Origin of the sequence: Microcoleus sp. B5-D4 (genome assembly GCF_036705145.1) — a bacterium.
In the GTDB taxonomy this organism is placed as follows: Bacteria; Cyanobacteriota; Cyanobacteriia; order Cyanobacteriales; family Microcoleaceae; genus Microcoleus.
Genome location: NZ_JAUBTV010000142.1, coordinates 1 through 11,136, shown reverse-complemented (window position 1 = coordinate 11,136; position 11,136 = coordinate 1). Strand labels below are relative to the sequence as shown.

Below are 11,136 nucleotides of genomic sequence, written 5' to 3'. Positions count from 1 at the left end.
AAACTCCTTGTGGGTGGAGGCAGTTGCGATGAAGCAGAAACTCAAATCGTGAGGTTTGGGAATCACCGTGGCTTTAGCCCGGTGAGAATGTCAACTCAAGTCGAGATTGACGATCGAATTATTGGCAAAATTGGCCGCGGACTTAACTTGCTTGTAGGTATTGCAGACACCGACACCGAAGCAGAACTCGATTGGATGGCTCGCAAATGCCTAGAATTGCGTTTGTTTCCCGACACGGCCGGGGATACCGGGCGCTGGGACAAGTCCGTACAGGACATCGGCGGCGAGTTGCTGGTTGTGAGCCAGTTTACGCTCTACGGCGACTGTCGCAAAGGTCGGCGGCCTTCCTTTGACAGAGCAGCGGCTCCTGAACGAGCGGAATTTTTTTATGATAAATTTGTCGAAAAGTTGCGCCAGAGCGGCTTAAAAGTTGAAACAGGCTTGTTTGGAGCGAGGATGCAAGTCTCGATCGACAATGACGGGCCAGTGACTTTGGTATTAGAGAGAGAATCGGGGTGAATTGTTGGCAAACCAAGCTCTCTGTGCTTTTTTCTTATTCCTTCTTCCTTCTTGAATAAGATCAAATTTCCAGATTAACCGGGTTTCCTAACTGCTGTTGCGTAGGTTCTGAAGACATTGCAGATAGCTACACTCTGCCAAGTCTCGATTCCACAATCTCTAACGGCCAAAACCCCCTCAAATAGCCAGTTATTAGATTGTCCACTCACCGGTCTGGCAGCACCCTCCATTTTCCTCCCCCAAATAACAGCTCAGAGTGCTTGTACAGTAAGGCTTTAACGGCAATAAAATCAATCTTCCACAGCCAGCGCTTAGAATCAGATTCAGCAGCCAAAAACTGTTGCATGAGAGAGTGGAACACTGGCATCACTGCGATGATGTTTATTTCCATAACATTCAATGTATAGAGAGTTGAATCAGCACAGCAAGCGAAACCGCCAGCAACTGCCGCCTCACTCTCTGACAAATGTCCTCGCACACCCGCTGTGCCCTACCACCCGATAAATGCCATGACTGTCAAAACTGCCACCACCGTCAACTGCAACACCGCTCCTGGCTTCAACTGCATTCCGGCTACCTCCAGCGAACCAAACCCCGAAATCAATACTGTTCCCAGCATCGATATCCTCGCTTTGGCTGACTTCGCCCTCAAAGAATTGCAAGCCGAAATGAAAACTGCCAGCCGCAGCGCTCAAGCAGTGGCGATGCGGATTGCTAAGGAAGTTGAACGGATTTGCCAAAAAAGCGATCGCATCCAAATTTCCGGCGAAGTTGAAGCTTGGCAAATCACTTTGGCCGAGCACCGGTTGCAAAAAACCCTGCAATACTACCGCCTCGGTTCCAAACAAGGCCGCGTCGAACTGCATTCTCACCTCGCGGCGATGATTTACCGCCATGTTGCTTCTTTCCGATCGAACTTGAACTTCCAAGCTCGCTACAACATGATTGAAGACTTTTTGCAAGGCTTTTACATCGAATCTCTGCGAGCTTTCCGCCGCGAACACCAACTCGATGTCACCTACCAGCCCCGCACGCAGCTCGAATTGGCTGAGTACATGGCTTTCACCGAACACTACGCCAAGCGCCAAATTGGCTTACCGGGCCGCAACCGCCAACGCCTGATCGTGTTGCGCGCTCAAGGATTTGCCAAGGGTCAGCCTCCCGAAACTGCGATCGACATTGAAATGGCTGTAGAATCGGGCAAGGGAGAAGATGCGGAAATTTACAGCCGCTCTCCGGCGCTGCAACAAGTGCGCGAGCAAATGGTATCGGAAACTGTCGATCCGGCTGATGCTGTGCTGCGCGATCGAGTAGTCTCGGAATTGATCGCCTATCTGGAATCGCAAAATCAGCCAGAATGCGTGAATTACTTAACTTTAAAATTGCAAGACCTTTCGGCTTCGGAAATTGACCGCGCGCTCGGTTTGTCTTCCCGCCAGCGCGACTACTTGCAACAACGTTTCAAGTACCACGTCGAAAAATTTGCCCGCACTCAAAATTGGAAACTTGTCCACGAATGGCTGGGTGCTGATGTCGATCAAAAGCTGGGAATGACTTCGGACAAATGGGAAGCATTTCGCGCTCAACTGTCGCCGGAAATGCAGCAACTGTTAGAAATGAAGCGGAATCAAGAAAGCGACAAGGCGATCGCCACCGCGCTCAAATGCACTCCCAAACAAGTCCAAAAACGCTGGGCGCAAGTGTTGGAGCTGGCTAGCCAGACTCGCAACAGCAGCCAAGCTTAACTGGTACTCAAATATGAATGCAACTGTTTTCTTGAGACTGGAAAATGCGATCGGGTGCGGCACCTGCACAGGAATGCCCGCCCCGGCGTCCCCCTCTCAAATCAACCAGGGCTGCTACTAATTTATCGCCGCTTTTTGGCAAATTCAATTTATTAAAACAACATTAATTTTTTTAATATTTTTCGTTCCCTGGTTAGACCGGGGAATTTGTTTTTATTAGTCCTTAGTTATTAGTCATTAGTCATCAGTTATGGGAAATTGCGTGCTGAATAGGCGGTGTTGCATCATATATTTATAATGATATTTAAACATAGGGAGTAGCATAATCAAGGCAAAGTTTTTCAAATGTGTTGCCCCAAAATATTTCACATAAAAGTCTACTTTTAAAGTAATAAATTATGTGTATAAGTTTTTTTATTCATTAATATAAAGTATCAAAGTCTAATTTATAAGTGTATTTTTTTATAAAAATAGTTAGAAACCTATTGTGAAACTTGAGGGTGCGGAAGGGGGATAAAAAATGAAAAAGTCATCTATCCAAAGACAGAAAAACTTAAAATAAATATACTCATCCTACTATTCTGTTTCACTTAATCCTTCATAAGAAGGAAGCATCAATTTGGAGATATATCTAAAATGGGGTCATAAGTTGATATAGATAGAAAGGGAAGGACTCGTATGTTACTTTACAAAATTGAAGATTTTAATCCCAACTACCGCGAAGCTGCTTTTAATGGCGAAGATATCAAAGGTCTGGATATCTATGCTGGAAATAAAGATGAGAAGATTGGCTCCATCGATACCGCGCTAGTTGATGAGACAGGGCGTTTCCGATATTTTGTTGTTGACACGGGTTTCTGGATATTTGGCAAGAAGGTATTAGTTCCAGTTGCTCTTTGTCGAGTTGACGTTGATGCAGAACGCATCTACGCGACGGGTTTGAGGAGTAAAGACCAAGCAGAAAGACTACCCAGGTATGAGGATGGGATGGTAGTAGATTACGATTATGAAGAACAAGTGCGGGGTGTTTATCGTACTCTAACTGTAGAAGGGTCTGCACCTGTAGAAGCATCATTACCTTTAGAAGCATCTGCACCAGTTTCTATGCCGCGTTCTGTCTCTAACCAAGCTAAGGCGGCTGGTTATGACCGCAACACCTACACTTACGAACAAGAGCCTCAATTGTATCAGATGAACGAGCGCGAGCATCACAAATTCCGCCTCTACGAAGAACGACTGGTTGCAGAGAAAAGCCGTCACAAAACTGGCGAGGTAGCAATTGGCAAGCGAGTAGAAACCGACACGGCACGAGTTTCAATTCCCACAGAAAAAGAGCGAGTTGTAATTGAGAGTGTAACTCCAGGAAAGGCAGGTGCGCCAGTAAATAGGGATACTCCCTTCCAGCAGGAAAAGGTGATGCGAATGGAAGTTTACGAAGAAACGGCTGATCTCAAAAAAGAAGCTTTCGTGCGCGAAGAAGTTAACATCAGGAAAGAAGTTGAAACGGAGATTGTTGAGGCAACGGAAACACTGCGTCGTGAAGAGTTGGACGTGAAGAGGGAAGGGCGTTAGAGTGCGAATCAATTGAACAAGGGTTTGTAGTGGCGCTGTCTTCGACCACATGAGCGTTGAAGCGCAAATACGAACCTAAAAAATTACTACCACTACTAAAACAGAGGAGATTTATAATCTCTAATTGCTGGCGTTTGCCGTTAATTAAGTACAGCATTTTTAGCTTTGTCGTTTAACATCTATGCGACCAGTTTTTTAGAAAAGTCTGAGCCAGTTGCAGCTCAGCAAGCTCAGCAGACATTTCATATCGTTCTTGCCTTCAAAGATGCTGGCATCGCCTTGCCCGATCGTGATGTGCGAATGCTGATGCCGCGCCATCCCGATAAGTGGCGAACCGCATTGGGTTTGGGAGATAGCGATCGCACTCAGGATTCTGACAATGTTAGTCGGTAAGTCATATCGATTCCGGTTGCACTGTCGGTGATTGTTGACTATGAGTCAAAAAACTGAAAAATAGCGCGAATTATTTATTGGCAACTTGATTCGACTTTACGCCCGACAATGAAGCGCGGACTTGATATCATTCCGGCGCCGCCGGAAGTGATATCAGTAGCATCATAATTACCAATCAACTTTTTGTCAGCGCTGGCACTACTTTTTCGCCAAACGCCTCAATAAACTGCTCTTGTTCTCGGTTAACGTTGTGCAAAATTAGTTGATCGAACCCCAATTCAATATCTTTTTGCAACCACTCAATATGCTGGTCTTGGTCTGCCGAAATGCGGACGTGTTGATATAACTCCTCTGGTTGCACAAACTCCCCGGCGGCATCAAATTGATCGGGTGTTATCAGTTCTGTCAGCATTTTGCTTTTGAAGATATTACTACGCCATTGATCATGAGCGCCTTGTAGTGCTTTCTCTGCATTACTGTTATAGGAAAGCTGCACTTTCAAAATCATTGGTTTCCCTTCTCCGCCACCGCGACGAAACGCATCGACGACTTTTTTTAACTTTTCAGGTGGGCGAGAAGTAGTAATTAATCCATCTGCCCAACTGCCCACCCATTCTGCGGTTTCTGGCGTAACTGCGGCGCCGATAATTAATGGGAGAATTTCCGGGCGGGTATAGAGTTTTGCATCTTCTACGCACACTAAACCGCGATGGGTGACGGTTTCTCCTGTCCAAAGGGCGCGGATAATATCGACACATTCTTTGAGGCGCGCGTTGCGATCGCTCGAAGTCGGCCACTTATCCCCAGTAATATGTTCGTTCAACGCTTGACCGCTGCCAACCGTTAGCCAAAAACGATTGGGAAACATTTCTGCCAGCGTTGCCGCAGCTTGGGCAATAATAGCCGGATGATACCGCTGTCCGGGAGCGCAAACAACCCGATAGGAAAGCCTCGGCGTTGCTTGCATTGCTGCACCCAACCAAGACCAAGCAAAACCACTTTGTCCTTGCGCTTCACTCCAAGGATGAAAGTGATCGGAAGAAAGGGCATGGGTAAAGCCAGCTTGCTCTGCCATTTGGACATATTTCAGCAGTTCACTGGGCTTAAACTGTTCATGAGAAGCATGATAACCAATTTGTGCCATAAGTTTTTAGGAGTTTTGACTTGAGTAGGGGCGGTGCCCCCGTGCCCGCCCTGAGTTGTGAGTTAAAATATCCAGACTTAAAAGCAGGTGATTTAATCAAAACGCCTAGTAAAAGTTTTGAGTTTTGAGTTAGATAAGTAAAACAAAAAAATCTTGTACTCAAAATTCATAACTTTCCGTATAACCGGCAAGCTTATGAGCGGAAAATTCGCCGATAGCGAGCTTCAATTACCGAGTAGATGCCATAGGCAATTAAACCCAAAGGTACTAGAGCCAAAATCACTGGACTAAAAGGCTGTTGTGCCAGAATTGCCAACACCTCGCCCAATCCCTTGGTTTGACTGGCATCCGATAGCCTTGCTGCTTGAATTAAGAAAAAACCGATTATAACGAAAACAATCCCACGGGCAGCAATTCCAAATCGACCCAACCGTGTCGCCCACTTTTGCTCGGTTGGGTTCATTTCATCTAGCTTGAAATGGCGGCGAAATTTGGCTTTATATGCTTCGTAAAAATAAGAAAATCCTACACCAATAACAATTGAGCCTGCCAATCCTACCAGCCATTGTCCAAACGGTTGCGCTAAAATTTGGGCTGTCAAATCTTCGGTTGTATCGCTCTTACCACCGCCCGAACCCATTATCAGTTTTACAGCCGTTAAAGCCAAACCTGCATAACCTAAAGCACTTAAGGCGTAGCCAATGCGTTGGGCAATTCGCTTGGCATCCATTTTCTGTCCTTGGTGTTCTGGGTCGAGAATTGTCTGAACGATACGCCAAAGGGCATAACCAATAATGCCAATCGTTACAAGAAATAGCAGAAATTTACCGAAGGGTTGGTTAACAATTTCTGATAATGCACCGCTAGTATCTGTTGTCCTGCCGCCCATACTAAAGGCTGCTTGTGCTGCTAGAAAACCGACAATAAAGTAAACTAAGCCTTTGGAAGCATATCCCAATCTTGCCAGTCGCTCAAACCAGGGATGAGAAGCTGCCTGTCCAATTGAGTCTTTAATGCTGTCGGTGGGTGAGTTGTCCCGTTTCATATTTTTTGACAATTTAGTTGTTCACGACTGCTGCCATAGCCAATAGTGCATTCCTGTCCAGCTAACTGAGTTCTTAAACAGATAATTTATGTTATTATTTATTAACTTAAAGATTAGCTTGTTTAGATTTTTTTTAAATCTGTCTTGAGCGGGAGTGTCATCGGTTGATTGAGTAAGAAATTTCACATTTATTGGGCTTGACAAATATAGCTTTAGGGGCTATAAGATGGCTTCCATGATGGAGGAGTCTGCCAGCGGTATAGTAGATTTTTGATAAAAATTTCTTTAACCCAAGTTTGAATAACAATTAGAATTGGCGACCCTAAAAATAATGTCAAAAAAAAATCCGAATGCTATCAAGAGCTAAGGTGTAAACGGAAAGCAAAAATACCTGCTTTTCCATAATGATATATCTGACAAATCTGCAATAACTGCCCTAACTAGCTTATGGACGTTCCAAGAATGGATGCGCCCCAGTGCGGGTGTTGTGAATCAAGCATCGATCGCCAATAGTGCGATCGATCGCACTTAACTCAAAGCTGTATCATAAATTTTCGCTCAATCATCTTCCATCAGGAGGATATTTTCTTATGGCATCAGACAGATGGCAAGGTTGGGCTAGTTAGATTAAATAGAGATAGAAGCAAGATTTTGAGATGGTGAACAAAGACAAGAGACGTTTTGCCTAAGTCGATTTTTAAGACTCTAAATTCCCATAGTCGCAAGAAGTTGATTGTTCCGAACCGGGAGGATTTGAGGAAAATCAAATCAACCACAACGGCAGTGGCTGTGTTGAGTTCAACCTTTTATTTACCGAAAATTGCCCCAGTCGGTTCCCAAATATCCGGCATCCTGCTTGCCCTTAACTGACTTTTCAGGAAAACTCTAATAGCTAACCACAAGGCGATCGCTGGCGACAGGAAGACAAGCAGAACCTATTTCTTACGTCGTTTGCTTTGATGATCAATTCAGCAATAAGGTGTATATAATGAATCAACTGAATCAACCAGAATCCTTGTCGCAACCGCTGACACAAACTGAATTCGTCTCAACTTTTCGCTTGTTCAGTCGATTTAGCTTCTGGATACAGTTATTTTTGGGTGCTGTTTCCGGCATTGTTTTAGTATTTGCTATGTTGGGTCGCAACATGAGCGAGCAAACCAATAATGCAGGTATTGGGTTCGGCATATTTTTAGCGATAATTGGTCTGTTATTGCTGTGCTTTAGAATTTTTTGGGATTTTCGCTATCGGCTTTTAGGCCGACTTTTGCACGCCGAAAATTCCCAGGTATATCCCAGCAAAGAACATATTACTCACACCTTACGGATTGGATTAGTTTCTAGTTTGGTGGGGGTATTAATCGCGTTTGTCGCTTCTGAAGAAACAGTTGCTGTAGTGCTAGCGAAAACTCTTAGTCAGCCCCAAGCGATGGCAGCTTATGCCCCAGAAAATGTGATTCGTTCCTTAGATATTTTTGTGACGATGGCAAACGTCAATCTGATTGGCGCTCACTTTTTTGGAGCTGTTACTTCTCTTGGGTTACTCAATTGGGTAGAAGATTAGTTGGCAGCATGGGCGATCGCTAAAGGCAAAGACAACTCCTCTGCCGTCATGACTGACAAAGGCTGACCGCTGTAACTAATGTTTATGCTGGTGCACTGTCTTGGCGAAAGAGAGCGAAGGCAGTGCAGCGACAAGCTAAACAAGTTGGCTATTTGGATGAACATCTAATCGCAAATTGGTAGCGATCGCTCCTGCTAATGATAGTCAGCCGCATCGACCGTTTTTTAATTGAAAAAACGTAATTTATTTATTTATTATATTGATAGATATTTCATCTACCTTTATATTGAGAGATATATTTTTAATTGGGACAAACAGAACTTAGGCTCATATTCCGAAAGATGAGCTATACCCGTGGCATTCAGATTCCTAAATGATCCAGTGACCGGGTGTGTGAACAAAACCATGTTACACAGTTTCTCTATTAAGAAATTTACTGCTATGAAAGACCTCTGGTATAAAAACGCAATTGTTTACTCCCTCGATGTTGAAACCTTCATGGACTCCGACGGCGATGGTGTCGGCGACTTTCAGGGACTTATCAACCGCCTAGACTATTTATCGGCGCTAGGAATTACTTGTTTGTGGTTGCTGCCGTTTTATCCTTCCCCTAACCGCGACAATGGTTATGACGTGATGGATTACTACAACATTGATCCGCGACTGGGAACCCTGGGAGATTTTGTCGATTTCATGCACCAAGCAAGGGAACGAGGAATTCGCGTGCTGATCGATCTGGTAGTAAATCATACGTCCAATCAGCATCCTTGGTTTGTGGCATCCAAAAGCGATAAAAACTCCAAGTATCGCAATTACTACGTGTGGTCAGAAAATCCACCCAAAACTGATCCAGAATTGCTGGTGTTTCCCGATGCTGAGGACAGTATTTGGGAGTACGACGAACAAGCAAACGCTTACTATTTGCATCACTTCTATAAAGAACAGCCAGATTTGAATATTGGCAATCCGGCGGTACGAGAAGAAATCTGCAAAATTATGGGTTTTTGGCTAGAACTGGGCGTGTCTGGATTTCGCATTGATGCTGTTCCATTTTTAATTAAAGGAATTGGCATCGAAGGTGCAGACCCCGAAAACCTGCGAGGTTTCTTGGAAGAAATGAGAGAGTTTGTGTCATCGCGTCAGGGTGATGCTGTGTTGCTGGCAGAAGCAAATGTCGATCGCGATCAAATTTCTATCTACTTTGATAAGGGCGACAGAATGCACATCCTGTTCAACTTTTTGCTGAACCAGCATCTGTTTTTGGCACTGGCGCGTCAAGAATCCACAGCATTGCGCGATGGACTAAAAATCTTACCGGATATTCCTGATATTTGTCAGTGGCTTAATTTTGTGCGCCACCATGATGAACTGACGCTAGACCGCATTACCTCATCGGAACGAGAGGAAATTTTTGCAGCGTTTGCCCCTGAGAAAACTATGCAAATTTTCGGGCGCGGGATTCGTCGTCGCTTACCACCGATGATGGGAGGATCTCGTCGCCGGATTGAACTAATCTACAGCTTGCTGTTCACCCTGCCTGGTACACCCATGCTGCGCTATGGCGAAGAAATTGGCATGGGCGATGACCTTTCGCTGGAAGGTCGAGACAGCGTTCGCACGGTGATGCAATGGTCAGATGCACCGAATGGTGGCTTCTCGACGGCTGCAACTGATGCCCTTGCCAGACCTGCGATCGCGATCGGAGAATACGGTTACAAACAAGTCAATGTCGTCGCAGCGCAGCGCGATCCTGGCTCATTAATTAACTGGATGGAATCCCCAGAGATGATATTGTTTTATGGCTGGGGAAATGCGCTGTACACTGATGCGCGGGCCTTCAGCCGCCCCCAGCCCTATCAGGGATTGAAACCGTAGAAAATATTCTACTTTGGGGGCTACCCAAAATAAACCCTATCAGGGATTAACACTATATGTGGTGTAGCAAGGAAGCTGCATTAACACCACATAGCGCTTGTTTCAATACTTCACAGTCAGCGACAGACTTTTTACACCCAAATTTGCGATCGATGCTATCCGATCGCAAAACCGCCGCCAACCTTCCCGATTTTTGACAACTACACAACCAGCGCTACCTGGTACATTTGCATCAAAGTGCAACCCTAGCTCCGCTCTGATACCATGCGCGGAGACTACCGGGTCGGGGGTGATGTGGAAGAAAAGCCCTTCAACTCCCCGCGTATCGAGCCAATAAGGCTCAGTCGGTATTTCATACTCACCGGCAGGAATCGGCCCTTTTCCCCTCACCCATTCATCACCGGGACGCTGATAATCAGCACAGCCCGAAGTCGCCACGTAGTCGATCGCCTTTTTGTCTGGATAGCGCAGTTGTAGATTTCCATAAATTAAATCTGAACTTTGGGCTAGTGCCATTGTAAAAATTAATTGATAATTGTCCATTTTGATTAATTCCAATAAATTAAGAATTTTTGCGGCAAAGCGCCGCTATTTTTGTTCGAGAAACCCCTGAAAGCACTGCAATTTGTGAATAACTTTTACCCTGTGCGCGCAATTGGTACACAAAGGCGATCGCGCTTTCCGACAGTCGCGGTCGTCCAAATTTTTGCCCTTTAGATTTTGCAGATGCAATCCCAGACTTTACTCGCTCGCGGATTAAGTCGCGCTCAAACTCGGCAATGGCTGAAAGTACGGCCGCCATTAATTTGCCTTGCGGCGTGTTGAGGTCGAGGCTGATTCCCGCCAGAGTAACCAAACTCACTCCCCAGGCGTTCAAATCTTGCAGAGTTCCCAACAAATCCATCGTGCTTCTGCTCCAGCGGCTAGCTTCAGTTACTAGTACCGCCGACACTTTCCGAGCTTGTGCCGCCGCCATAATTTTTTTGCGTTCCGGGCGATCGGCTTTTGCACCGCTGGCAGTCTCGCGAACTACCTCGACAACCTTATACCCAGCGCGATCGGCAAAGTCTCTTAAATCCCTCTCTTGCCGATCGCAGTTCTGGTCATCCGTGCTGACTCTGCAATAAATAATCGCCCGTATCAAATAACCCTCCTAATTAAAGCAACCAAAACCCTGATAAAGTCGAGGTCAAATTCAAACTATTTGCCGTATCAATTAAGAGTTGCTTTCTGATACGCTTGCAGTTCGCTTTCCTCACACAACCGTTTTATAATTTTG

13 protein-coding genes are annotated in these 11,136 nt (G+C 45.4%); 6 read left to right on the top strand and 7 right to left on the bottom strand.

From position 1 onward, the window contains the following. Positions 1-87: 87 nt before the first annotated feature. The gene (gene dtd / locus QUB10_RS32915; RefSeq protein WP_333207311.1) at positions 88-519 is read left to right on the top strand and encodes a D-aminoacyl-tRNA deacylase; all 432 of its coding nucleotides are present in this window, start codon (positions 88-90) and stop codon (positions 517-519) included. Positions 520-724: 205 nt separating this feature from the next. On the opposite strand, the gene QUB10_RS32910 is transcribed toward dtd, so the two are convergent. After that, positions 725-910: a hypothetical protein gene (locus QUB10_RS32910; RefSeq protein WP_333207310.1), complete on the bottom strand. Its 186-nt coding sequence runs from the start codon at positions 908-910 to the stop codon at positions 725-727. 118 nt (positions 911-1,028) lie between these two features. Between QUB10_RS32910 and QUB10_RS32905 the strand changes: the two genes are divergently transcribed. Beyond that, positions 1,029-2,264: a HetZ-related protein gene (locus QUB10_RS32905; RefSeq protein WP_333207309.1), complete on the top strand. Its 1,236-nt coding sequence runs from the start codon at positions 1,029-1,031 to the stop codon at positions 2,262-2,264. Between the two features lie 7 nt (positions 2,265-2,271). Here QUB10_RS32905 and QUB10_RS32900 read toward each other — a convergent pair whose 3' ends face one another. After that, positions 2,272-2,412 (bottom strand): hypothetical protein, encoded by a 141-nt coding sequence (locus tag QUB10_RS32900; RefSeq protein ID WP_333207308.1) that lies wholly within the window; start codon positions 2,410-2,412, stop codon positions 2,272-2,274. A 530-nt stretch (positions 2,413-2,942) separates the two neighbouring features. On the opposite strand from QUB10_RS32900, the gene QUB10_RS32895 reads away from it, so the two are divergent. Together QUB10_RS32895 and QUB10_RS32890 are read left to right on the top strand one after the other, a co-directional pair. Further along, positions 2,943-3,836: a DUF2382 domain-containing protein gene (locus tag QUB10_RS32895; protein WP_333207307.1), complete on the top strand. Its 894-nt coding sequence runs from the start codon at positions 2,943-2,945 to the stop codon at positions 3,834-3,836. A gap of 165 nt (positions 3,837-4,001) precedes the next feature. Next, complete coding sequence (locus tag QUB10_RS32890) at positions 4,002-4,229, top strand: hypothetical protein (protein ID WP_333207306.1); 228 nt, start codon at positions 4,002-4,004, stop codon at positions 4,227-4,229. Between the two features lie 175 nt (positions 4,230-4,404). Here QUB10_RS32890 and QUB10_RS32885 read toward each other — a convergent pair whose 3' ends face one another. Both QUB10_RS32885 and QUB10_RS32880 read right to left on the bottom strand, forming a co-directional pair. Continuing rightward, on the bottom strand, positions 4,405-5,373 hold the full coding sequence (locus QUB10_RS32885; protein WP_333207305.1) for a TIGR03885 family FMN-dependent LLM class oxidoreductase: 969 nt from the start codon (positions 5,371-5,373) through the stop codon (positions 4,405-4,407). Positions 5,374-5,566: 193 nt separating this feature from the next. Continuing rightward, on the bottom strand, positions 5,567-6,418 hold the full coding sequence (locus tag QUB10_RS32880) for a DUF1206 domain-containing protein (protein ID WP_333207304.1): 852 nt from the start codon (positions 6,416-6,418) through the stop codon (positions 5,567-5,569). A 988-nt stretch (positions 6,419-7,406) separates the two neighbouring features. Between QUB10_RS32880 and QUB10_RS32875 the strand changes: the two genes are divergently transcribed. Next, positions 7,407-7,982 carry a DUF3611 family protein gene (locus QUB10_RS32875; protein ID WP_333207303.1) on the top strand — a complete coding sequence of 192 codons (576 nt, stop codon included), beginning with the start codon at positions 7,407-7,409 and terminating at the stop codon, positions 7,980-7,982. Here the strand turns inward: QUB10_RS32875 and QUB10_RS32870 are convergent. Then, positions 7,979-8,146 carry a hypothetical protein gene (locus QUB10_RS32870; protein WP_333207302.1) on the bottom strand — a complete coding sequence of 56 codons (168 nt, stop codon included), beginning with the start codon at positions 8,144-8,146 and terminating at the stop codon, positions 7,979-7,981. The genes QUB10_RS32875 and QUB10_RS32870 overlap by 4 nt on opposite strands. A 277-nt stretch (positions 8,147-8,423) precedes the next feature. On the opposite strand from QUB10_RS32870, the gene QUB10_RS32865 reads away from it, so the two are divergent. Further along, complete coding sequence (locus tag QUB10_RS32865; protein ID WP_333207301.1) at positions 8,424-9,857, top strand: alpha-amylase family protein; 1,434 nt, start codon at positions 8,424-8,426, stop codon at positions 9,855-9,857. Between the two features lie 102 nt (positions 9,858-9,959). On the opposite strand, the gene QUB10_RS32860 is transcribed toward QUB10_RS32865, so the two are convergent. Together QUB10_RS32860 and QUB10_RS32855 are read right to left on the bottom strand one after the other, a co-directional pair. Continuing rightward, the gene (locus QUB10_RS32860) at positions 9,960-10,400 is read right to left on the bottom strand and encodes a hypothetical protein (RefSeq protein ID WP_333207300.1); all 441 of its coding nucleotides are present in this window, start codon (positions 10,398-10,400) and stop codon (positions 9,960-9,962) included. 19 nt (positions 10,401-10,419) lie between these two features. Next, positions 10,420-11,001 carry a recombinase family protein gene (locus QUB10_RS32855; RefSeq protein WP_333207299.1) on the bottom strand — a complete coding sequence of 194 codons (582 nt, stop codon included), beginning with the start codon at positions 10,999-11,001 and terminating at the stop codon, positions 10,420-10,422. Positions 11,002-11,136: the final 135 nt, after the last annotated feature.

Excerpts from the sequence above, each read along its gene's own strand:
- dtd (WP_333207311.1), top strand. The coding sequence starts at position 88 with ATGTCAACTCAAGTCGAGATTGACGATCGAATTATTGGCAAAATTGGC.
- QUB10_RS32910 (WP_333207310.1), bottom strand. The coding sequence starts at position 910 with ATGGAAATAAACATCATCGCAGTGATGCCAGTGTTCCACTCTCTCATG.
- QUB10_RS32905 (WP_333207309.1), top strand. The coding sequence starts at position 1,029 with ATGACTGTCAAAACTGCCACCACCGTCAACTGCAACACCGCTCCTGGC.
- QUB10_RS32895 (WP_333207307.1), top strand. The coding sequence starts at position 2,943 with ATGTTACTTTACAAAATTGAAGATTTTAATCCCAACTACCGCGAAGCT.
- QUB10_RS32885 (WP_333207305.1), bottom strand. The coding sequence starts at position 5,373 with ATGGCACAAATTGGTTATCATGCTTCTCATGAACAGTTTAAGCCCAGT.
- QUB10_RS32880 (WP_333207304.1), bottom strand. The coding sequence starts at position 6,418 with ATGAAACGGGACAACTCACCCACCGACAGCATTAAAGACTCAATTGGA.
- QUB10_RS32875 (WP_333207303.1), top strand. The coding sequence starts at position 7,407 with ATGAATCAACTGAATCAACCAGAATCCTTGTCGCAACCGCTGACACAA.
- QUB10_RS32870 (WP_333207302.1), bottom strand. The coding sequence starts at position 8,146 with ATGTTCATCCAAATAGCCAACTTGTTTAGCTTGTCGCTGCACTGCCTT.
- QUB10_RS32865 (WP_333207301.1), top strand. The coding sequence starts at position 8,424 with ATGAAAGACCTCTGGTATAAAAACGCAATTGTTTACTCCCTCGATGTT.
- QUB10_RS32860 (WP_333207300.1), bottom strand. The coding sequence starts at position 10,400 with ATGGACAATTATCAATTAATTTTTACAATGGCACTAGCCCAAAGTTCA.